We start from the raw sequence: 24,131 nt of genomic DNA, 5'->3' as shown, positions 1-24,131 counted from the left end.
CCACTCACGGGCTGAGGCGGACATTCTCTGCATGATGGCAGTACGCACATACCTGTTTGATGTTTACTTATGAGCGTAGGAGCTGGGCAGCGAAGTCAATTTGCGATCTATCAACCGTGTCAGTTACCCAGTAAATAGCGCGAAGTGCAGCCCTTCCCTGATGCATAAAAGTCCTGGGACACCGCCTAGAACAAGCCAACCACGCCAACACGGCGTTCCCACTGCATCTCTGCCTCTCGCTTGTACTTGTCTGTTGTTCTCTCAACCTCTACCCGAGCAAACAACCGAAGATTCATTGCCAACGCAAGCTTCTTCAGAGCATTAGCATCAACTTCGAGAAGAAAACCCGATGATTTAGGCTCGTGCAATCGGCGTCCTTGATCAAAGGCCTCCTGCCACTCGACTCCACGGCTAAACATGGCTCCCCTAAGTCGCGTACCAAGATAGTCGGCACACTCTTCAACATCTGGGAAACACGTCCTCCAGACACCAGAAAGTGCCGCAAGCTCACGAGTATGCCTACCTCGAAAAACGCGCAACGAAGAGGACACTAGCGGCACGATCGGCTCCGTAACGCCCCCTTCACGCCAAGGCAACTCAAATCGGTACAAGTTGCGATTGCGAATCCGTGAGTCCGCGTATAACGCAGACAATGTGGCGCTAGGAAGCTCCATCCCAGTCGCGAGGGAACCGAACATTTCGACTCGGACAACACATGCCCTTTGGCATTGACTGCCTATCTCGCCGCCGCTGCGCTGCTCAGTGTACTCAAACAACCGGGCGAAGCCGTCCTCAACGCTAAGGGCGGCCTCTACGCAAGCATCAAGGTCAGCGAATTCCATGAAATCTGCATCACATGCCGCGACACTCAGCCAGTCTACTTTCTCGGGACGGGAGACAGGCTTGACCAAGCTATCGGTAGGGTCCCGCAACCTCAATACCTCTGCTGCTTCTGAGAGGTAAGTAGGATTGATCTCACGCGCATCCATGAGGCGAGAAACAGCGCGATTTACCGATGATCGGCATGCCTCGTCAAACGTCGCCGCAATCTCCAACTCATCAAAGTTGGTATTGATGTTATGCGCTCGATGTACCGCAGATTCCTGCTCCAACCCTTCGTGGGCGTCGGGATACGTCTCATGGAGAATTCGCAACGCCTCCGAGCGCATCAACTTCGGGTGGGCGAAGCCTTTCGAAAGAGTATTGATCACCCAACCTTGGTATTGGGTCCAAGGAACTGGAAAAAGGGCGCCACCAACAAGTTGCGGACTCAGCACCTCTGGAATACTAGGGTGCAAAAGCAACGCATGCGCCTTTTCAGCCAAGGGGTGAGCTGGGCTTGTCTGACGCTTATCTCCACTAAGCGCCAAAGCCAGCGAAGCGCGGATGTTGTAATGCGCCTCGCCAGAAGCTGCGTCATATAACCACGACGCCCATTGCTCCACCAGCTCTGGGTGCAACCGACCCAACGAGTCGAGCATCGAAATCACGTACTCTCGCTGCCCGTCGGTCAGGATGTGCCAGTAACTACGCATGAATTCAATCAGATCGGGTCTCTTGCCACACAGCTCCACCAAGGCTTCCACGGCCAGTAGCCGAACATCAATCTCAGGGTACTTTAGAAGCGCCAACAAATAGCCGACAGCCTCTCCCTCGAAACCGAACCCGTCCTCGGCAGATATCCAGTGATGTTCTATAGGCTTTGATATCAGACCGGCCGTGAGGCGCCGATTGTGAAGAGCCCAAGTGTCATACAGTGCAACGCCGTCCAAGGCCATTGCCGAATTCAAGCTATCAATGAGCCCTCCAAGCCTGTACACCAGTGACGTGGGGTACTTGTTGTACTGATGTCTGAAGCTGTCGAGCATGAAGCGGCAGCCCCTACTTGCATCAATTTCAAGTGACAACTCACATATTTCACGGCACAGATCCAAGTGCTCGAAAAAGAAATCCGCGATGGAGTCCCGTGCCTCTTCAAGTAACTCAAATGCTTCCTCCGGGTTCGCCAGACGATAGCGTTTCGCGACCTCAACCAAGGCCAGCGCGCGTGCGTCAGATGTCAATTTTTCTCGAGCGAGCGCCAACCAACTGGGCAGTTGAGTAAACGAAGCCCCCTGAATTCTGTCTGGCAGCAACGCACGAAGCTCGCCTTCAACACGGTAGCCAATGCCGACTGGGCGAAGCAATTTGTCAAGCCAGGCATCAAGATCGAAAGCCTCCTTAAATCGCGCGAAACTCAGTTGTGGTACTCCAACGAATAGCGAAAACCCGTCAACAGTCTCACGAACGACTTCTTCGGCAGCCTCGCGCAAATGTGCATCGTCCCTTCCATATAGACCAAGAATCTGCTGCTCGAATGATTCGAGGAATACCTCAAATTCCTGATCAAGGTCGGGGGGAACTGATTTCAGCGAAGACGTGGCGAGCAGCGCTCGGCGCCAATCATCACGCTCCTGAGACAACCTGGTCGCTGTCCTCTCCCTCAGCTCTTGATGAGCAAATTCCTCCAGTTTCACTCGGAATGCTGCGGTGTCGCCCGGGTCAAGTCTCTCCAATGTTGCTTTAACTTGCGTTCTGAAATCGTCGGAATAGTTTGTTTCTGACTGCTCCTCCGACGGTTCCTCAGGCTCCCAATACATCACCTCGTCACGCTGCGCATCCTCGTTGGCAGGTTCAATAGCGTTTCGCATCACGGCCCATTCGCTTAACAGCCGAGGCCGATTTTTCTCGACCAAAAACATTTGACGTGCGAACTCATAGGTCTCATCTGCTACGTCATAACTGCGTTGTTTGAGTAATGCCGCAAAGAAACCCCGCATTGCGGGCAGCGTCTCATCATCGAAGTGCCCATAGTTCTGCCAGCGAGACATCGTTTTCAGGACTGCCAGCAATATCCGTTTATCGAATGACGACACGGCGTTAAGTTCCGACAACACACCACCTAGTGCACGCTCACGAAATATTTGTCGCTCCTCGGCTACCACCCCCCGAAAGACTTCAGCTGGCCACCATTGCGCAACAAGGCCCAACAGACCTTCGATAGCAATCGCCACCTGTTTCCCGGCCCCCGTGTCCTCTAAATGGTGGGCAAGTTCGAGCTGTTCCGCTAGACGATGTCGACTGCCTTCAGGGTCTTTATCGTGAGCAAGCTTCAGGGGGATGAGTATTTCACTGAACTGATAGTCCTTGCGGTTGTGAACACCGCATGCAACGGTTGCGACATCGTTCCAAAGACGGACGGCTTCCTCCCTGAATCCGCAGGCACCCCAAGTACGCGCAACGTCAAGAAGAGCTGGCACGAGCGTCATCGTCTCCTCTTCTGCACGTGCTGCTGCTTCAACACTATCCAAGAGCCTGCGCTGAATCTGGGCAGCGACTGCTGCACGGTTACCAATCAGGGACTCGGCCAATTTGCGGGTAGCGGATGGAAAACGCCTGCATCGTTCACCACCATTAACCTCAAGCCAGTAAGAGCCCAGAGCAGTTTGGTCTTCTTTGTCTAAGAACTCGGCGGCACAATCCCATACATGCTGATACAGCTCGTGGGCAGAACCAGCATATAAGTGACCATGGTAGTGGGTGTCTGAATCACTCTGGAAAGTTTCCGGATGAATCGCAAGCCGATCGCAAATTGCCTTAAGTGATACAAGGCCATCACCCACTGCTTTCCCTGAGGCTGATTTCACCCAAAACTCAGCCAATGAAATCAGCGAAGTAACGATGTCACCAATAGGCGCCCTCAAGTGGACGCAACTCGCACGAAGTGCGGCTGCACCATCGACTCGATTGAGCATGAAGCTTCGGAACGCTTCGAACATCCCAATCAGATCTGGATTAAAATGGTGATTCTTAGCCAGTGTGTTCGGCACTGTGGGGATGGAAATGCTTTCTACACCGACAAAAGGAATAAGGTAACGCGCAAACTGAACTTGCACCCACGTTAGAAACTCATGGGGTAGGCACTCTAGTTTTATGCCCTCCGCAACAACGATGGCGTCGGGGATAGAGCCAGACTTTGAATATGCCACCGCCAATGCTGCTTGGCATGCAGCGCCTAGGATACAATCTGGCAGCTTCTGGCTAGAGATAGCAATTAGCTTGTCGATTGAGACGCGATCAACAAGGCTCTGCAGTACCTTTAATTGCAACTCAAGATTGAGTTTGCCATTCTCTATAGCCTCCGCAGCCGCAATCGCGTGACTTCCTTGGCGCTTTGACTGCCAACGCAATTGAGCGATCTCTCCTAACAGCGCCGCAGGTTCCATAACTAAACTAGCCACACGATATATAGCAGCGGTTCCTGGGTAACCAGAATTGCCGCGGGTGGCAAGTGACTCGCGAACGATAGCTGTAGGGAGCGTACGGCCGATCCGGCATGCATAATGCTCAGCAAATAGCGCAAAATCAGCGGGGGAGACCATGCAAAACTCGCCGTCCCAAACCGCACTCAACGCGCCATCCGACAGCCCGATGTCCATAAGAGTCATCGCCATTTCGACAGGCTTGAGTTCCACATTCTGCTCAATCAACCCTGCCTGTTGCCTTAAGAAACCGATGCGTATGAAGGAAACGAGATCGTTAGATTGAATACTTGCTCGCCAAATCAGATCCAGATTCCGCTGGATTTCACTCATTGGTCTGTAACAACTCCAAGCCCGATTCACCCAATCGTCATCGCAGGCATTAAGCGCCTCTTCGTGAAGCCCCTCATCTAATAAATGCCGAAATCTATGACGCCAAGATTCATCAGTTGTAGGCTCCGCTTCATACCAATCCAGAATTGCACGTGTGATCTCAGATCTATAATCGGCAGTACGCTCGCTTACGAACTCGGCAAGGCTAGCGTGATTGATCGCAAACCCTTTTGCTTCTGACACCTTCAATACGTAGCTGATTGCCTGTAACTTCTGTTTTACCACCGCGAGAGAAAGTGGATGATTAACGCTTCCGAGCAATTTTCTTAGCGTTTCTGGTGTGGTGTATTCTTGCCGAACGACCAATATGGCAATCAAATAAACCGTGTCTAAGTCCGCAGACCATTCTTGCCACATGTGATCATGAAAGTGATCAATCCTGTCGTTCCGCAGCGTGGGCGCTTGTCGCAGATACTTTCGGCGCTCCGCGATATTCATATCGAATAGTATTTTTGCCAAATATTCCAAGTAGATTGGCACGCCAGCCGAAACAACAAAGATTTGCTCTAGCAACTCACTGTCATGCGAGACGCCTCTATGCAGCATAAATTCAGACACTTGCAGACGATCAAACCGCTTGACAACTATTCGTCTAACGGACTCCCGCCTAAGGTGACTAACAATGGCAGAAGGTAGCGCCTGCTCGTATCTTGTTGTAACTATGATCAATACGTTATCTGGAAGATGCCCATCCAAAACACTTGTTAAGGGCTTGGATAGTAGGGACTCGCGAGTTTTTCGATCGACATGGTCAACCCCATCAATCAGAAACACAACTCGCTCGTTGCTTTTAGAAAGCTCCTGCAACCAATCGTTCAACAGTTCGACCGATGCTGGCGCATAGGCTTTGGGGAACTTAAAGTCAGGATATGCATCCTTCAGACCAGAGCATACAGAACGAACAAAGGCATCTTCCTGCAATCGTTCATTTCCCACGGCCCGCTCGTCCGGGATAAAACAATAGTATCCAAACCTTATGCTCGAATTTGCACGGAGAAATTTCGTCAACGCCGTTGACTTTCCAGCCCCTGGTTCACCAACCACGACAATGAAACCAGAGGAGAGACTTTCTAGCGCCCTGTCCAGAGCCATGAAAAGTTCTGGGGTTGGCACCCATAATTCCTCATCGACAGGGAACCGATGGCTCAAGCGCTCTGCAAAGCGATCCGACAGACCCAACTTCTCCAAAACAAGGTCTGCCGTTATCCTCGCGCTTCCAATAGACCATTTGACACATTCATCTAGCAAAACGCCGAACTGTTGTTGCTCGATACCGAGCTGACTCAAACGAGTCCTAACACGAGCCGAAACTGTATCGCGGTCATCTTGCGAGAGTTTGAATCGCAAAGACCTCAAGAACGCTGCGAATATTTCAGCGTCGGAGATGCCTGACGCTAGTTTGAGCTTTTCAATAGTCTGTTCGTAATATTGATATGCTGGAACAGACTCTATCGACATGCCCGGAGCACTCGATATATAGGGCTCATGAAACTCAGTAATGAACTGTTGCAGGCTTTGAACAAAGCCCTGCGCAGGCTGTTTGTTAATACCAGCCCTTCGCGTAGATAAGAGCTCTACGACTTTCTCCCCTTGCTCAGAGTGAATCTGCTGATATCCGCGTGCCAGCTTTTCCCAAAGTGAGCCGCCCTCATCCTCCGCGACCAAGCTAGCCAAGGTGAATGAGGTACTTTGATCTTCTGACCACTTAACCTGAACGAATCGGGCCCCCGAATCTGTGTCGATGATGAGGTCATCGATGTGTTTCGCGCGAGCGGGGTTTTCTAAGGTGACACTGCGTACCCTGGAGCCAATGTCGATCAACTCAAGCAGCTGCAGTGCTGCGACCAAATTCTGGTAATAAAAGCCGGCCTGCGCCTCAGCTCCTGCCATGGTTACTCTCCGATCCACTTAAGCGCATCAGCGCCTTGTAACTTAGTATCCCTTCATCAAGGAGCGCACGATGCGGAATGACGATATGCTTGATTCAGACAATCAAACCTGACTACGAAGCACCGTAATCGCCTCATCAACACTCGCTACGACCTTACAAGCGTATCGAGCATCAAGAGCAATGTGCTTGGCTGTGACCATCGACTTCAGGCCTCGCTCAGTGAGGAACACATCGCAGTATCCAAGGGCCGCAGCCGCATGATGAAAATCGTAGAAGTCATTTGCTTCCAGTTGCTGCGTTTTATTCCATCGCACGGCCGCGTGAAGGCAAGTGTTGATGTGGATCGTCCTAAGGGCGTCTTTGACTTCATCCTTCTTGAAGGCTGCGATCAGCAGTGCGTACCACTGTCGAACAAGACCATCCCACTCAGATCCCTCTCTCGGCATTGATTGGCTCATGGCCCGTTCAGCAATTTTTCGAGCTATGTCAGCGGCTACTGGCGCGAACAAGTCAAGGGCTCCTCGCAGCTCAATCTGGTAAGTTTGTTGAAAACTACGAAGGTCCCGGGCATGGTGTGCACTAGCTGCATTTAAGGTGTCAGCGAGATCTCGGTATTCAGGTCCAAGTGGCATGCCATCACCAAGAACTTCCACCATTTGGGATAATGGAATATCCCACATATGATCGAAGAATGCCTTTTGAACCGCCAGCTCAGTATTTGCATCGAAACCGGTGTTTGCTGGATGAACAATTCCCAGCACATAGCTCAGCTTGGACCATACCATCCCTCCCAAGGGCGGAGAGTTCCCTGTCATGCTTGTCGATGAGATAAAGCGCTCAAGCTCCATAGATGAACGCGTGTCAAACGGGATCAGCGCAACGCCTAGACTCAGCTCGTCAATCAACTCTGCCGTAGCCCCCCTTGTGCGATGATCGCTTTGCTTGAGTAGCTCGGCAAACGTGCTCTCGCTGATGGGACAGAACGCCAAACCGCTAGCGACCCGCTCCTTCAGAATCGTCAACAGCTCGCGCTGCCGCTCTGTGCTGCCCTGCTCTGCTACGACGTTCCTAAGTAAAATCCAAAACTTAATATCTAGGTAAATAGCTTGGCGTGACTCTAAAGCGAGTGCGAGTTCGGCTCGACGACTATCCACGTGCTGATCGAGTGAGACCTCTGGAGCGTCCAAATGCTGCTGTATAGTGCTGCCCATTCGCTCTTCCCTGTAAGGCTCTGGCCATATCGTATTCTGAAACGCGCGATGGAGCCACGATCCCGACTCAACCACCATCGCCAGCAGCACGAGACGTGTGATGACGCCAGTAGATCAAAACCTTGCACCAGACGGCCATGGTAAAATGTTAACGTCCCGACACCGAGCGCTGGATGACTGTGGATGGCCGACAAAATGGCGATAACTCCCTAATAGCGATTTCCCATCCATCACCTGCGACAGGGGGCATATTTGGGGGCAAATTTATGATTCTACTGCCCTTAAACCCCAGGTAGAGCCCTATTGAAATGTTCTTCGGAGAGAACGACCTTGACTGTATTTACAGGCTTTGGGCTTACCACGCTTTGCGGCGCGACTTAGCATCAACCGCAACCGCTTTACAATCGGCACCCCTTTAACAAGCGTCTTCGCACCTTCTGGCTCTTGCACTGATACGAGCTGCCCGGGGATACGAGAGTCGAACGCCTCTCAAGTGGCATATCTACCGAGATCCAAGATATCCGTGGGAGTAAATGTGGGAGTATTTTTTAGACATGAAAAAGCCCAACCTTTTCAGATTGGGCTAACTCATTGAAAAATATGGTCGGGACGGAGTGATTCGAACACTCGACCCCTAGCACCCCATGCAAGAACCATAGACTTTTGGCATTGCTCTCATGAGGTGCCTGATTAAAGATGAAGGCAGGGCATTCCTTATCTGCTTTGTCGATCAGCTTAGCCACCAGATCAGCGTTGCGGCGCTGTTGCACTGACAGCTTTGCACTCGCTTCTTCCAGGTGATCAATGCTGCACTTCTCCATAAAGCTGAAATGTTTGCCCAGTAGCCCGCAGAGAATGTCCGAGATCTGTATGGCAGGTTCATTGTGTGAAATTGCGAACCGGTAGCTTACGGGCTGGCCACCCCACGAAATTTCTTTGCGCTCAAGGCTTTCCCGGACCCGCGGTTCTTCGTCAAATACGTGAACCGATCTCACGAATGTGGCAAGTCTATGGATGAAGGCTGTATCAAAACCACTCACCAGCTCATCCTTCTCGTTGCCGCAAAGATACAACAGCGTAGTGACCCTGGAAGCCTCTTGGAGAAGGTCTGAGAGCGCAATTCTTGCCATGTTTCTGAACGTGAAGCCGCCACTGAAGAGAAACTGGCGTACAGCTTTTAGGAATTCGGGTATTCGCGCTGACGGTACGTTCGGGTAGTCGAAGGTCTTTAGTAGCCGGAAATACCCAAGTGGCTCTAGCCTCACTATGGCGTGCAGATCGTTTTTCAGATCGTCCCGAATGGATGTGTAGGTCTCGAATTGATCATGATCTAGCAGCGAGTCAATCAGGTCGACTATCGACCAGTTCAAGATGCTGAAGTTAGAGAAGTGAATGTAAGCTTGCGACTCCAGAAGCCATGTGAGGAACTGCTCCAGCTTGTTGGAGCTGAGGCAGGTGATGTAATCCCCCTGGGCCAGGTGCTTTAGCTTCAACTCTTTGACTGATGGCTGAATTCTCAATTGTGCCCTCAGGGCATAATATCAGGCAGGCTGGCCCCTGGCCCCAGCGCTACACCCCCGAGTACAAAGCAATCCAGAACCTCATGATTGAATCCGGTTCCAGTCAAGGGTAGGCTTCGGATATTGTTCGTTTCGTCGTAATACAGCGTGTAGGCCTTATTGATGTTCTTCATCAAGTCCTGCCCGGGAAATCTAAACAGGCCGGCATCGATCACTATTTTTTCGGAGCTGTCATCAATCATGGGTCTACCTGAGGTCGGTTCCGGCTGGAGGCGAAATGACACCCTAAGCCGTTTCGCGATACTGCGCACGATTTCCGTTCTATCAGTGATTGTCAGTAGAAGACCTTTTTAAACGGCCAGGAATGACCTGATCATCTGACGTTCATTGAACGACAGCGCAGCGCGCAACCTCATCAGCACCAAAGAACTGGTCGCGGCAAGTTGTTAGGATCAGCTTCTAGCTTCGACGCGAGATCGCGATCAGACACACGGCGCAACGTCTCGGCAGCCACAAACTGAGCGCGCATCGCAAGTACCATCAGCTCGATCCGGGTCATGCCGTGCGATGCATATCGGGTACCGACATAGTCAGGGAAATGCGCGATAGCGCCGCGAAGGCGATCGTCGTGCGCAGTCGAAACCTCGCCGATCAGCGCGTCGGCTAGCTTGACAAGGTGGTGCGACAATTTCCGGTATTGCGCCTCGGTCCAGCCGCGCGCGGCAAGTGCCCCTTTGAGCGCCAGTTCGGCGGTCAAGCAGATCGTCTGTACGGCAGCGTCGATATCGATGTCACCGGCGAGGATACGAGCGGTCGCCGCGAGGGACGAGCGCGCGTTAGCGAGTAGCTGAGGCGCATCCCCAGTCCCATGCTCCAGATCACTAACCCCATAGGCGAAATCCCACAGGTCGGCGACGCCATAAAAGGCACGCCAACCCTGTTCTGGGTATTGTTGGAAAATAAACTCCAGCTCATCGTGCGGTATCTCGATGCAGTCGAGGAGGTCAACTGAAACGGACCCATATCCGATGGCGATTAGAACCGGGTACATCTGGTCACGCAGCGCCACGCTGCCCTTGAGCATCGCTGGCATCGAGAAATCACCTGCGGGATAGAGCGTATGGTAGATCGCCATAAGCGGGTCCCACATCGCCTTGTCGAACACATCGCCGGAAATGCTATTGGCTTTCATCCAGGCCACCACCACGTGAAACGGCCGCTGGTGCAGTTTCAAGCCCTGCGTGATCAGTTCGTCGTCGCGTTGCCGCACAAACTCCTTGTCTATGGTCTTCGTCATAAAACTACTCCTCTCTGGGCTTAACACGGGGAGATGCGTTCAAAATGAACGCAACGATTCTGGACGCTTGAATCGTGCCTATCTCTACGGCCCCGGTTCGCGGCCGGGGCTTGGGGCGTACCTGGTCGTTTTCCTCTACGACGGACGTAGCTCACGCTGCTTGCGCATGATTGCCTTGGTGAGCGTCATTTTCAGTGCTTGTTCCTGCTCATTGTCCAGTGCGCCGGCCAGACGCAGACCAACACAAATACCATCGGCCCTCCCTTCCTCAAATGGGATTTGGCCGACAGTTCCTACCCGACTGATTTCCCTCAGCTGATAGACAACCGCATCATTGATGTGACCAGGTAGGGCCAGTTTGGCCAAGTCAATTTTCTCAAGCTCGTCCATATCGTCCATGCTAATTAGCCTTCATTGTTTAGACGCCAAGATTGGTGTCCTTCTATGTCCTCGGCCCCAGTTTGTTAGGCCCGAGCTTGGGGGGCAGTTGAGCATTTTCCAAGAATTGTTTGATCATAGTCGAATGGCTTCATCCGCATCCATACTCGGTAGCGAGCGCGATCATTACCATCCCAGTATCTGAGTCAGACCAATCTTTGGGATTGTTTTTGATTCAGGCAACAACTGCACGAACACCATCTTTGGTGGTGTACGCTTTTGGGAAACAGAGCCGCGCCTCAGGCAGAGCTTCACCCAACACCGCGATTGTATTACCAACGCCCTCTACCATCCCGAGGCATTGACCTATCAGAATAAACTCAGCGTTTGTAGTCTTTGCAACAGGCCGGGGCTCACTTACGAGTGAGCACTTTTTCAGTAACGATTCCCCATCAGCAAATGCCGTTAAGCTCGTAAGCGATAGCAATGCGGCAACCAAAATTCGTTTCATGTTTCCCTACTCGGCCCAGGGGAGCGAAAAGCGTCCCTCTCCTACGGCTTCGGCCCAGCACATGGCTGGGCTTGGGCGTACCTGGGCGTTTTCCGAGTTAATTGGACGTCTGAGCCAGCGCCTCGGCGTGGATCAGCTGGGCGTGCGCAGTGATGAGGTCAATCATTTCTTTGAATGCCTCTGTGGGCACCAGAATGTAACCATCGCGCTCGTTCAGGTGGAACGGCGAGAGCAAGAAGCCCGCGACCGTATCCGGGATCTGCAAAGCGCGAATTTCCTTGTGGGAAAGATCGCAAAATTCGTTATTGTTAACGCTCATGGCCCTTCTTTCCTTAACGTTTCTTCTGAGCGCGATGCCCCGGTGCCGTCTCCCAATAGCTCACAAAACGGATGTCCTCCACCTCGCTGCCGCTCAACCCCAGACCGCCATACCATCGGGCCTCAATAGCCCGGCGTCGACAAGATAGCGTTTGAGTATGAGCAACGACGGCGTGCACTCGGGCTGTGCGAGAAACTCATTGCCCAGCGCGGACGTGTACAGGCGCAGCCAATTGCGGGCGGGCACCCTTGGTAAGAACGCGGCCAAACCAGCGAAATTATCGCTGGAAAACACCAGACGCAGCGTACGCAGGATCGGCTGGTAATCCGGCGCAGAAAGCAGCGCAGCGAGGGTGTCATCGAGCAGGTGGGTAATCACGACTTTATTTAGCCGCTCCTCGACCTTGGCGTCCCCGAGCGCCACCCGTGGGTCAATTGCCACCGGGTAAATCGACTGAAACGACTTCGCGCCACTGAGCATGGACTCGTAGAGCACCTTGTCCGCCGTCGAACCGGTTACCAATACATCGTCGCCAAAGATCACATGCACCCCACTCCAGCGGTAGAAGTTCTCTGCGGGGATGACATGGTCCTGGACCAGGTTGACGCGTTCACGTTCTTCGGTGCTCAAGCTGGCGTAGTTCTCACAAGGCGGCGCGATCCGTGGAAGCTTGACGTTGATGATCGTGGGCAAATGCATATGAGCCAGTTTGACATTGATCTCGCTGACCACGATCTCATAGAGCACGTTCGCCGTGGACGGCACGTTGCGCCAGCCGGTGGTCATCAACACCACGTTGTCACCACTGGCCTTGGCGTTGAGAAACAGCCGGGCCCAATGGGAGTAGGGGTCGTCCAATTGCGTGCACCAGTAGTCAATGACCAACCAGGCCAGGTGGCGAATATCCTCAATGCTTCCATACTTGGCGCGGCTGTAGATCGCCACCAGCGCCGAGGCATCCGCCCCGGTCGTCATGTCGCGGAACGAGCCCGCGCCATCCTGCGTCAGGCAGTGCAAAGCATGACCGCCAAGTACCGAGACATAGCGGGGCATGCTGATCAGCCCGCGGGCCAGCAGGTCGGCAGCGAAAGCGCGAAAACCCCGTTTCGCATCCTCGAAGCGGGTCGATGCCAGCGCCTGTTCAAACTGACCCAACTGGGTTTCTACGGGAGCGCTGGCGATCTCACGCCAGCAGGTCGGGAGCGGTGCTTCGGTCATCATGTTCACGGTTGAATCAATCCATCGGAAATAGCCACGGTCGCAGTCAAGGTTCCCAGGGGGACATCGACTCGGCGGCGGCTCTCGTAGTAGCAAATGCTCTGTAAGCCAAGCGGTTGCAGGCTCTGGAGTAGTTCACGGATGCCAGCACCGGCATCTCGCGGGTCATGGGTATCAGAGCCGACGGTGAACGCCGCCTGGTGCTCGATCAGGTGAGGCAACAGGGCGCGCGACGGATAGGACCAGCGCCCATGCACCTCACGCCCCGATGCGTTGTCCAGGCTCGATTTGCGAATGCCCGAAGCGTTTAGCTCATACGCCACGCCGTTGCGCGCAAACAGCGGCAGTAAAGGCTCGAAATGGCGCAGTACGACCTCTTCGTCGACACCGCGCAACAGGGTGTCCGCATGCCCCACGGCATCAAACAGGCCGCTCCTCAGCAGTGCTTCCAGGTCCGCGAAATAACGATCCAGGAAGTTTTGGGCAGCCAGGCGCGGCAGCTCCCACACCTTTACCATTGGTTCGCCGGGCACTTCGACGTAGTGAATGGAGCCAATCACAAAGTCCAGTTCGTGGCGCGCCAGCAAGGCCCGGTTATAGATATCGGAGCCCGGCATATAGTCGAACTCAAGGCCACGCAAGATCTTGATTTCACCCCGGTACGCCGCCTGCGCCCGCTGGATATCGGCAAAGTAACTGTCGAGTTCGGACTCCAGCAGACGGTTATCGGAGTCCACCGGAAAAGGTGCGTGGTCGGTGATGGTCAATACCCTCACACCGGCTTTGATTGAAGCCCGGACAAGTTCGTCGACCGTGCCAATGGCATGTTTGGAATAGAAGGTATGGCTGTGGGAGTCGATCATGGGCACACCATCTGTTCAAGCAGGCCATCATGGTTCGCCAACTCCTTGACCAGCCAGTAAGGGTTGTTCGCTTTCGCCATAATCGCCTGCACCAACTCGCGGTCATCAAACCGTGCCAGCAGGTCGGTCAGCGGCTGGGTATACAGCGCCCGGGCCAAAGGGGTTTCACTGATATGGCTGGCGAGGTGCTCCCAGCGTACGTGATCAAAATGGATGTTGCCCAGACGCTGATTCTCGATACCGTAGAGATATAAATCACCGTTGGGCTTGACCGTCAGGTCCATGCCATTGGCAAGCGGCGGTTTGTTCAGGCTGCCAAAGGTAAAGCGCTTTTTGACCTTGATCTCGATGGCCTGGATGTAGTCGAGCAGATCCAGATAGCCTTCGGGTGTGCCTGGCGCGGGATGGACGAGGTTTTTGTAGTCGATGCCGAATGATTCGCCGTCCACCTTCAACACATCCTCCAGCGCATTGCAGGGTTCAATGGTTGCGTGAATACCCCAGCGCGCCAATTCGGCGACCAGAAAGTCACGGGTGAATACCCGGTCCGTGTCGATGGAGCGAAACGAAAAGCTCAAGCCCCCCGGACGCCGCGTGCGCAGGTAATCCAGACTCAGCCCATGGGCGCGCCATTTGACTTTCTCGATGTGGTGACTGTCGGCGCTCAAGCGGATGTTGCAGGTGTCGCCGTGGCTCAACACGATCTGGACGGTGGTGTCATAAAAATCGAGCATTTTGTCATGGGGAAAGAACCCGCTGGTGATGAACTCGAACGCCTTCCCACCATTAGAAAGGTGCAGGATTTCGTGGAATACCTTGATGTTATTGAGCGGCTCGCCTTCCCCGCTGATAGAGATGCGCTTGACCTGCGGGGCATTGATTAGGGCCGCTAGGTTCTCCCGGGCGAGCGTCGAAAGCTCCATGCCGATGCCGGTCTTGTGCTTGTCGGCATACATGCAGAATGCACAGCCGATTCCGCATATCTGGGTGATGTCGATGTAAAGGAGATGACCTTGCAGATCCATGCCTGAATTGCCTTATACGTACGAAGAGCAAAATGAAGTCAAGGGCGCCGTGGCCCCTGGATGTGTGTCGCCCGGCGCCCGACCTTGCGGAAATCTATCTCTGCGTTGAGTTTCTGCTCATACACCCACTGGCTTGCCTGGTGGCGCAGGTAGCGCTCGGTTGCACAGTCGCCACAGTTGGCCTTGAAGCCGGCCGGCTGCTGGAATACCAGCCGCACGGACGACCCGCAGACCGGGCAGGCCTGCAGCGCCACGAGTTCCTGCTGACGCAGCCCCAGGGCCTCGGCCTGCTGACCGGCGTTCGCAGCGGTCAGTGCCTGTTGCAACTGGGCCAGGTGTTTTTCCGACAAGACCTCGCGAAGCACCATCTGGGCCGATCCCATCTCCAGGCTGATGGCGCTCATCGCTCCCCCCGCCCCGCGCATCACGGTGCCCGGCACCTTGGTAATCGGCGTGCCATAGGCCTGCAGCAGCGGCTGCCAGAGAATCGCATCAACCAGATGGCCAAAGCGCTCCACGCCGTAGAGATCAAAGGGCGAAAGCGCTATCCAACCCGCCTCCAGCGCCGCCTCGTTGTTCACCTGCCCCAATGCGGGCCAGGCAATGACCCTCTGGGGCAGGCCAGGAGTATGGTCCGGGCGGTCGGTAAAGCTGAACCAGGGCACCACCGTCAGCAACACCTTGGCGTCCGTACCCAGGATGGAACTCACCAGTTCCCACTCCAGGCCTGAACTGCGAAGGCTCAGGGTTCGTCCCGCCCATTGCGCCTCATCCTTGCCATCCAGGTAAGGGGCCAGGGCGTGGCGCAACATTAGCCCCGCATAGCGTGAGTAAGCACTCGCCAACTGGCGATTTTGCTGAAGGCGCTCCTGGGGGGGCTTGCCTGCACGCCCCTGTACCTTGCGTAGTTCCTCCCACAAGACCGCCACATGACGATAGTGCGCGTCGTGACTGAGGATATTGGTCAAGTGCAGGCCACCGCTGGCTTGCGCCGACCGAGGCACCAGCGGATACAACCCAGTCTGTTTCAATCCGGCTATCGCCTTGGAGGCCGCCTTCAATTGCCGCAGGGTTTCACCCAGTAAATGTGAAGCTTCGCTGGTCATTTCCTGGTTACTGAAGGTTTGCCCCCAGAGTGCGCAAATGGCAATGGCCAGGCGATGATCAAGGCCATCGGCCCCATAGAATTCCAGCGCCTTGCTCAGGGTGCCCTGGATCTGCTCCAAGGTCGCGATGCGTCGCCACAGATGCCGCTCGATACGGTCCAGCAGGCGCGCATACACACGGTTTTCGTAAGTGTTGTAGTCGTCCTCGCTGAAACGCGCCAACACTTTCCTTGGGATGACACCGCTCAAGGTTTGCCGCTGCCAGCACTCCGAGTGAGACGCCAGGTGCACCAGCGCGCCTTTGGCCATGCGCTTGGCTCGGGCTACATCCGTGACCTCATTTTCGTAGTGAAGATCCAGGCGCGGGCGCAGTGATACCTGGTGCAAGTGGCCCTTGCTGATCACGTCCAGCAGCGACACCTCGAACGGCAACAGATGGCTTTGCTCATTGATCACCTCGGCCGGCATCAACGGCGACCTCAAGGTTGCCTGCCGCGAAAACTCTGGATCTAGGGACTCAAGCGCACTGGCAAACAGCTCGGCCTGAGGAGACAGCAGGGCGTTCGACGGCACGAACCCATGCAGCGCTTCGTCCAGCAGGCAGCGGTCGCTGCCATCGGGCACCAGGATGTCTTGCCGCAGTAGGGTGTGGCCGTTGATCGTCACGCCGGATTTGCCGGCCCAGCAGAAGCGCCCGGGCTCGACCAGACCGGGCAGCGTGGCCACGGGCTCGCCCAGCAGTCGGTCAAACCAGTTCAACGATGCCCTTCCCGGCGTTTGATGTCCGCCGTCAGCAGGTCCAGGGATTTGACCGGGTCGCCCTTGAGGTTCGCCTTGATCCAGAAGCTTTCAAGCGCGCTCATCAACTCCGTTACATCTGTGGTGCCAACGTCATAGCGCCCAGTCACCTTGCCCTTGCGCATCACACGGGTGGACAGCAGATGGTCGAGGGCCTGCCCCTCACTCGCTCCGGTCTCCAGCATGACCGGAATAAACCGCAGTGCCTGTTTCTCAAAGCGGTTGCCCCAACCTAGGTCAAAATGGCTGGCCAGTTGCTGGGTAAATTCATCGCGGGTCAGCCTACCGAGCAGGTCCTTTACAGGCATCTCATGGAGCAAGCACGCCCGATTGAAGGCTTTTTGCAACGAAAAGAATGAGTACCGCTTCTTCTCGTAAGGCTGGATGACAAACCCCGCATCCTGCTTGGGCAGGGTCATCACGTGGGCACGGTCGTAGGTCTTGTCGGCCAACTCGCTGGTGGATTCATCATGGTTGGCGGTACCGATAAACCAGACGTTATTCGGCACCAGTATTTTCCGGCCGTTCTTGAGGTTGAGCGGCGCACCCGACAGCGCGACTTCCGACAGACTGATCAGGCGCTCCCTTGGATCATTCTTCTCCAGCGCCGAAAGGAACTCGGAGAAATACTGCTCGGGCCTGGACAGGTTCATCTCGTCCAACAGCACCACGTTGCAGGCGTCGTCCCAGCGAGGGGTCTGCGCCTTGTACAAGGCTTGCAGACAATCCTTCTCATAGAAACGCCGCTCAAAGGCGTTGTAATGGCCCAGCAGGTCATCCCGGTCACGCCAACCCGCTTGTACGGCGATATCCGTGCAGAAGCCGCCCATGGCCTTGGCGAACGCCTTGGCCAAGCTAGTTTTGCCTGTGCCGCTAATGCCCTGGAACACATGAAGCTGGCTCATGGCCAAGCCGCCCAACAACACCCGGATGTCTTCAATGGGATAGAACAGTTTGACCGAGGCTTCTGCAGTGGCGATGCGATGCTGCAATTCAACCGCGAACGGCCCGAGGTCCTGCACCTCCTCCAACTCAGCGCCAGCACGGTAGTCCTTGTGGGTGTCCATCAAGGACATGGCAGGGAATGGCGTCTGGGTTTTCTGTGCGTTGGTCAGTTGCTCAACGGTGGTGGCCAGGTCATTTATCCTGGCGTCCAGGACGGTTGCATGAGTCTCCAGCACGCGTCTTTTTCGCTCGCTCCATTCAAGGTCAGTGGCCGCGACACGCGTCATGCCAACTTCGCGATTGGCCTTCTCGTATTTGGGCATGATGTCGGCAATCTGCATGCCCAGGTCCGCCACATGCTGGCGAAGTTTATCGTTTTCGCCCTGCAGCTCTGCGGCATCGGATTGTTCCAGCCGGGTAAGCAGCGCCCTGTTGTCTTCACGCAGTGCACTCAGTTCGTCAAGCAGGACCGTCGCCGACTGATCCCCCAACTGAGCTTTCAACAACTGCAACTCGGACAGCTCGTTTGCACTCTTATCCACCATTGCCCAGGCCTTGCGCTCGCGCGTTTCCACGCGTTCCACCTCGCGTGCGAAGCCGTTGCGCTCCTGCTCCATCTCGCGCGCAACCTGATCCTGCTGGGTCGCCTTGGCCTCCTTGACGGCGGCCCACTCCCGGTCCAGGCGGCGCGTGCGGTCCTCCACCTGCTGCTCGCGTTGTGCAAGCGCATCTTCACGGGTATCCAACACATCGGCACGGGCAGCCTCGGCTTCAGTGCAACGGAATTTCACATCGGCGAGCTGCCTGGCGAGCTGGCGCAATTCCTGGTTCAGGGCCTGTTTTTCTTCCTGAAGCAGCCCAATTTCGCTGTCATGCTGTTCGCCCAACATGCGCTGGCGCTCTTCGAGGACCACCAGCGCCAGGCGGTTCTGCTCGGCAAACCCGGCCTCGGCGTTGACCTCACGCAGCTTGACCTCACGCTCGCGCTGCGCCAATTCGCCATCGGCTTGCGCCTGTCGCTGCCGCACGCGTTCAAACTCGGCCTGGCGAAGAGCCTGGGCCTCATGCTGTACCTCAAGGACGGCCTGACGTTCATCCAGCTGTTGCATCCGCGCATCACATTCCCGGCCGGCCTGGTTGGTCAGTTCCCAGCGCTCCTCATACTCTTCGAGCAGTGTATCTGCGCGCTTGCCCAGGTCCTTACAGAACTGGGCGAAGCGCTCGATCCAGGTCGAAAACGCCTTGCTGTCGTCATCGCTGATGTGGGCGACCAGCTTGCTCAAGAAGGCTTCATCCACCGAAAAATCAGGGGCCAGGGACACACCGGAATACAGCTTGGAGGCATTCCCGAAGGAGGCGCTCCACATTGGCACCTGCTTCTCCAATTGCACGCGATTGGCAGTCTTGGCTGGTGCGGATGCGCCGCCTATCGGGGCGCTGTAAGGGGCGTTACGATTATTTTTGGCCATTACATCCATTCCTTGAAACGTTCGGTAAAGCCCAGGGCGTATTGAATATGTTGTTGCGCCATCGGCACGGTCACGGGGGTGACTTTCTTGCCGGTAAATTTGCTGTGGGCGTGGCTGCCCTGGTTACGCAGGGTGGCCAGCGCCAGGAGCTGTTCGAGTTGCAGCTGCTCTTCGGTCAGCGTCTTGAAGGGATGCCCGGCATGGCTGCTGGCGCCCCAACCGGCGGCAAAGAGCAGTGCCTTTAGGGAGCTGCTGGGGCTGGAGCACGCCGAGATGACCTGATCCAATTTTTGCCGGGCCAATTGCCCAACGACCTCGGCGTTGAACGCGGGCAACCGAAACGACGTCAGGATTTGGCGAGTGACGCGATAGTCAGCACGCTGCTCTCCCCTGGGCATCAGGGCAGGATCGACCGGGAACGTGCCGATCAGCCATTGCATCACCACCTCCAACAGCTTCTGGCACTCGGTCATGGCCGCTTCAAGCTCATTCTCGGCGGTATCGCCCTGGGCCAGTTTTTCCTGGCGGGACAGCAGCGCTGCCAGGTAACGCTTGATATCCGTCTGGCGCTCGACCCAGGGAAACTCGGTTAACACCCGAAGATCCGCCTGCTTTTGCAGATCGGCCAGCCACTGTTCGACGCTCTGCTCGTCGCCGCGAGGTGCCTCCACCAGGCTGGACAGGTACTTGAGCAGCCCCTGGTTTGCCTTCACCAACGGTAACAAGCGGCTGTCCATCCACCAGGCCTGGTCACGCAGGTCGAACGGGTCCCTGATTGCCCACAACTGCCCACCATCCGGGTCTGGCGTAATCCACACCAGTACATGAGCGAGTCGGGCCTGGGCGTCCTGGCGCTCCACCCCTTGCAGCTTTATCTGCTCGGGCAGGTCGGCCTTGCCATACAGCTGCAGCGTTGCCCGGTAGTCCTCGCGATAATCCCGATAGGCTTTCATCAACGCTGGCGTGCTGCAGGCCGGCTGCACACGCTGGTTGGGCAGAAGCAGAAAAGGTGCAGTCGTTTGACCGGTTTTCCTGTTCAGGGCAAAGACCGGGAACTGTCCACGTGTTTCGGTCGGGACGATGTCCTTGAGCTGTGCCTCGAAGCGCGGCCACAGTTCACCGCCGAGCGCGTCCTGGAAGAGGTACCCGGATTTGAGATTGGCACTGGCCTCCTCCTCGTCCAGCAGCATGCGCAAGCCCTTAGGGGTAACGGCATCCGCACGGGTCACCAGCCAGCCATTGCTGACGGCTTGGGCGAGGATCAGCTTGACCAGGTCTTCATGCAGGTTGGTCAGCTCGGCAATCGCCTCTGCCCGCACCACTTGGGCCCTGATCAGGCCCAATACGGCACGTTGGAACAGGTTCAACCGTGCACGCGTGACTTCGGGGTACAGCACCCGATGCACCCATACCGGCCACAACACGGCACGAGCGCTGCCGTGGGGCCTTTCGCCGAACTTGAGGTAGGTTCCGGATTCACCGAAGGCTGCCATGCGCACCTCCACAGAGTTGGTGCAGCGCCACCAGGGCAGGCACGGCTTCCTCTGCATCGACATGGGTCGCCAGTGCCGCATCACCGACGCAGATCAGCATCTGGCGCTGGCGACTCATGGCCACGTTCATCCGGTTGGGTAACCGCAGGAAGCCGTATTGCTCATTGAGCAGGGTCTCCCGGGACTTCTCCGGGCTATCTTCGGCACGCCCGGCCGGCCCGCGCCGACCTTGCGGGCCGGTGCGTACACAGGACAACAGCACCACATCAAACTCCTTGCCCTGGAAGGCATCCACCGAACCAACCCGCAGCCGCTCTTCTGAGTACTCAGACCCATCACTGCGGACTTTTTTCGCCCACTTGAATTGCTCATGGGGCTCGATGCCGGTGCTCTTGCGTTCCATCAAGGGCACACCATCGATCTGCACCTGGGTCAGTTTTTCCATGATCAGGTCACGCTGTGCGGCATAAAACGTGATCACCCCCACGGAGAGGGCTTCACCGCCCGCGATCATCAAACGCTTAACCTCTTCCACGACCCGCTCGGCTTCGGTCTCGCGCATGGGGCTAGTCCCTCCCAGACGTTGCGCAAGGCCCGCGCTGGCCGGCACATCGATCCACTGGCAGACCTTGTTTTCGTAATGCCCACCGTCGTTGCCCAAGGCCCGGATAAAGTCCGGCGCAAACGCAAAATCATCATCCTTGCGCGTGGTCTTGACCGCCTCTAACCCGACTTTTTCATAAAACTGTGCACTGACAAAATCCCCCAGCACGCGGTGCATGCGAAACTGTGTGTCGAGCATCACCACGCGGCGAATGCCGTCTTTTTTCTCCAGGTCCTGCAACATCAGGCGCATCCTCTGGAAAAGACTCGAGCGCAAGGCCTCCAGCTGCAACGCTGTGAGTGCATGCTCCTCCTGCAACTGGCTCTCGACTTCTGGCTCCAGCATGTGCGGCAACTGGCGGTCATCGCCGACCAGCACGATGCGCCGCTTGGCCATGGCCATGGGCACGAACAGGTCCAGCGGGTTGGCACGCGCGGCCTCATCAACGATGACGGTGTCGAACTCGATGTCCATGCTGTCCAGGTCTGACACGGCCTTGAGGCTGGCCATCTGGCGTCCGGCCGCCTGCTGGCAGGTGGCGCCCACCACCATGGAGTATTCCTGGGCCGCCGCCACGGCGGCGGCACGGTCCATTTCCAAACTGCCAGCCAGTTGCTCCAGTACCCAGGCCACCCCCAGCTTGCGCTGGGAAATCTTGTCTTGCAGATGCTGTTCCAATTGGTCGATCAAGCTGACGCCCAGGGCATCGAGTTGGTGCTTGAGTTGCGCAGGTCGGTAATCCGGCAGGAAGCGATCCAACAAGCGGTTCTTGCCCTCGGCCAGGCGCTGCAATAAATCCTGCGAGGCCTGCCGGCAATCGGCGGCTTGCTCCAGCAGCTCGCGCATTCCCTCACCGAGCGCTACATCGTGGCGCTTCAACCAACTGAGCAAGTCCCACGCACGGTCGGCACCGTCATCACTGAAGGCGCCAGGCTTAACCCGCAGGGCGCGAATGCGGCGCAGGGTTGCGCTGTCGACTGCGTCGGCGCCGCGTCCGCGAGGCAGAGGGTTGATCTGATCGATATAGTCCTGCAACGCCTGTTCCAAGCGCGCCGGCAGGAGCAGGCCGTGTTGCACCAGTGAACGGGCCGTCGCCAACATGTCCTTGAATGCATCGGCCCGTTCTGCTGGTGAAAGGTTTGAGACACGGGTCATCAACAAGGCCTGTGACAGGCGGCTGACGGGCTCCAATTCCGGATAGCGTTCGTACTCCTGGGCAATTTTGCCCTGGACATGCTCGACTTGGCGTTCAAGCCAGGGATCGATGCGATTGTCTTCTTCAACATCTCGACGCTTGCCGCCGATGCGTGTGGCCGGCAACTTGAACACGTCGCTGCGCTCCAGGGCGTTATCCACGGCATCATGCTGAAAGCTGCTGATCAGAACCTGCCCGGCAATGTTCTGCTCGCGCGTTTCTTCCGCCAGCCTGCGCTGCAAGGCTGCGATCACCTGGGTCTTGCCGGTACCGGGAGGGCCGATGATGATCGCCAGTTCCGGCGTATTGAGTGCCTTGTCCAACGCATCGATCTGTTTGTCTGTGGGTTGGCCACCTTTAAACGACTCGTTGGCGTAGGCTGTCAGGCCCTTGAGCGTGCGGCGCCGCTCCGCCGGTATGGCCAAACCTTCGAGCAACCACCTGAGTGACGGCAAGCGCCTGCCGGAATCAATGGACTGCTTGGCGATAAGGCGTCGCTTGCCAACGGTGCGGTTACCGGCAACGGACAGGTACAGCCAGCCCTCGGGGCTCTTGGGTTTAACGTCGTTATGGGTCGACACCGGCGTGAACACCAGACACTGTGCTTCAAAGCGGATCCGCCCACGGGGTGTCGGGGCAAACGAGGCGGACGGCGCTTCATTGCTCAATTCTTCCGACCAGTCCGGCGGCGCGTCCCCCAGGTCGAACTGGGTATCGCGGGACAAGTCCAGGCCCTTGTGACGCTCGCAGAATAGTTGGTAAGCCTCTGGGGACTTGGGCCACAAGCGCCAGGCGTTTTCTCGCCCGTTCTGAAAACTTTCATAGCGCACAAACCGCAACGCCTTGAGGGTCTGGGCCTGTTGCAGCGCGCGTTGCCACTCCTTGTCGTTGTACAGGTTCCACAATTCCAGGTAGCCCGCATTGTCGCGCAGCATAGCGTTGAGCAACACTTGCTGGGCAGGGCTATTGAGCTGCGCCGCGACCGACGCGTCCCGAAAGGCAAAGTCACCCACCAGTAACGAAAACGAATCGCTGCGCCGCACATGGCGAGCCACGCGTTTTACCAGCAGCGCACCGTCGGCGGTGCGCTCGATATCGGCGCGCCACCCCATGCCCAACACCTGGAAGCTGCCCTTGGCTGCGGTGTTGTTGAAGCGCGAAAGGGCCAGCCAATCACCTTCGAGCGCACCTTTGACCACAAACTGCTCCTGCATCCACTGGCAGGCCTGTTCGACATCGTTCTGGCCGATTTCCTGATGGGTATACAGGCTGTCGGCAATCAGCCCGTCGACCCTGAACTCTAGGTTCATGGCCGATACATCGGCAGGTGCGCAGTACTGCACCTGCAATCGGTTTTTTTTGCACGCTGCCAGCATCCAGCGCACCTGGTCCCGTGACGCCAAAGGGCCGAACAGGGTGCTTTGCGACGGATTGCAGGTCACCACGATACGTTCGTCGCCCTGCACCACCAGCCAATCATCCTGGTAGCGCTGAACGGTGATCGCTTCGTTCACGCGCAAGGACTGGGTTTCCTCAGTCGTCGAGAGGCTCAACACATCCGCGCAAAACAATGGGAATTCTTGAAGGTTCATCG

Annotated in this window: 15 protein-coding genes; all 15 read right to left on the bottom strand. The window is 56.2% G+C overall.

Annotated features, from left to right (window positions below):
- Positions 1-185: 185 nt before the first annotated feature.
- The 15 genes from HX823_RS16385 to HX823_RS16320 all read right to left on the bottom strand — a co-directional run bounded on the left by HX823_RS16385 (position 186) and on the right by HX823_RS16320 (position 24,129).
- Positions 186-6,584: an ATP-binding protein gene (locus HX823_RS16385; protein ID WP_177075510.1), complete on the bottom strand. Its 6,399-nt coding sequence runs from the start codon at positions 6,582-6,584 to the stop codon at positions 186-188.
- 102 nt (positions 6,585-6,686) lie between these two features.
- Positions 6,687-7,796 (bottom strand): hypothetical protein, encoded by a 1,110-nt coding sequence (locus HX823_RS16380; RefSeq protein ID WP_016978905.1) that lies wholly within the window; start codon positions 7,794-7,796, stop codon positions 6,687-6,689.
- A gap of 548 nt (positions 7,797-8,344) precedes the next feature.
- Entirely contained in the window at positions 8,345-9,316 is a 972-nt protein-coding gene (locus HX823_RS16375; RefSeq protein ID WP_025999945.1) for a DUF3800 domain-containing protein, read from the bottom strand.
- 8 nt (positions 9,317-9,324) lie between these two features.
- The gene (locus HX823_RS16370; RefSeq protein WP_038848925.1) at positions 9,325-9,558 is read right to left on the bottom strand and encodes a hypothetical protein; all 234 of its coding nucleotides are present in this window, start codon (positions 9,556-9,558) and stop codon (positions 9,325-9,327) included.
- 173 nt (positions 9,559-9,731) lie between these two features.
- Positions 9,732-10,613 (bottom strand): hypothetical protein, encoded by an 882-nt coding sequence (locus tag HX823_RS16365; protein WP_016978906.1) that lies wholly within the window; start codon positions 10,611-10,613, stop codon positions 9,732-9,734.
- 135 nt (positions 10,614-10,748) lie between these two features.
- Positions 10,749-11,012 (bottom strand): hypothetical protein, encoded by a 264-nt coding sequence (locus HX823_RS16360; protein WP_016978907.1) that lies wholly within the window; start codon positions 11,010-11,012, stop codon positions 10,749-10,751.
- 214 nt (positions 11,013-11,226) lie between these two features.
- Positions 11,227-11,502, bottom strand: coding sequence for a hypothetical protein (locus HX823_RS31845; protein ID WP_177058543.1), 276 nt, complete (start codon positions 11,500-11,502; stop codon positions 11,227-11,229).
- A 97-nt stretch (positions 11,503-11,599) separates the two neighbouring features.
- Positions 11,600-11,821 carry a hypothetical protein gene (locus HX823_RS16355; RefSeq protein WP_016978908.1) on the bottom strand — a complete coding sequence of 74 codons (222 nt, stop codon included), beginning with the start codon at positions 11,819-11,821 and terminating at the stop codon, positions 11,600-11,602.
- A gap of 93 nt (positions 11,822-11,914) precedes the next feature.
- Entirely contained in the window at positions 11,915-13,039 is a 1,125-nt protein-coding gene (locus tag HX823_RS16350) for a hypothetical protein (protein ID WP_085984535.1), read from the bottom strand.
- 5 nt (positions 13,040-13,044) lie between these two features.
- The gene (locus HX823_RS16345; RefSeq protein WP_016978910.1) at positions 13,045-13,902 is read right to left on the bottom strand and encodes a histidinol-phosphatase; all 858 of its coding nucleotides are present in this window, start codon (positions 13,900-13,902) and stop codon (positions 13,045-13,047) included.
- On the bottom strand, positions 13,899-14,927 hold the full coding sequence (locus tag HX823_RS16340; protein ID WP_016978911.1) for a radical SAM protein: 1,029 nt from the start codon (positions 14,925-14,927) through the stop codon (positions 13,899-13,901). Before HX823_RS16340 ends, HX823_RS16345 begins: the two co-directional genes overlap by 4 nt.
- A gap of 38 nt (positions 14,928-14,965) precedes the next feature.
- Positions 14,966-16,792, bottom strand: a complete 1,827-nt coding sequence (locus tag HX823_RS16335) for a hypothetical protein (RefSeq protein ID WP_016978912.1) — start codon at positions 16,790-16,792, stop codon at positions 14,966-14,968.
- Positions 16,789-19,245 (bottom strand): AAA family ATPase, encoded by a 2,457-nt coding sequence (locus HX823_RS16330; RefSeq protein ID WP_235165486.1) that lies wholly within the window; start codon positions 19,243-19,245, stop codon positions 16,789-16,791. The genes HX823_RS16335 and HX823_RS16330 overlap by 4 nt, the downstream gene beginning before the upstream one ends.
- Positions 19,245-20,738 carry a hypothetical protein gene (locus tag HX823_RS16325; RefSeq protein ID WP_016978914.1) on the bottom strand — a complete coding sequence of 498 codons (1,494 nt, stop codon included), beginning with the start codon at positions 20,736-20,738 and terminating at the stop codon, positions 19,245-19,247. Before HX823_RS16325 ends, HX823_RS16330 begins: the two co-directional genes overlap by 1 nt.
- Entirely contained in the window at positions 20,722-24,129 is a 3,408-nt protein-coding gene (locus tag HX823_RS16320) for a DEAD/DEAH box helicase (protein ID WP_016978915.1), read from the bottom strand. Before HX823_RS16320 ends, HX823_RS16325 begins: the two co-directional genes overlap by 17 nt.
- Positions 24,130-24,131 lie beyond the last annotated feature (2 nt).

Source organism: Pseudomonas sp. P7759 (assembly GCF_013386445.1).
Lineage (GTDB): Bacteria > Pseudomonadota > Gammaproteobacteria > Pseudomonadales > Pseudomonadaceae > Aquipseudomonas > Aquipseudomonas azotoformans_A.
Note: the sequence above shows the minus strand (reverse complement) of the source record. Positions and strands in the feature narration are given on the sequence as shown.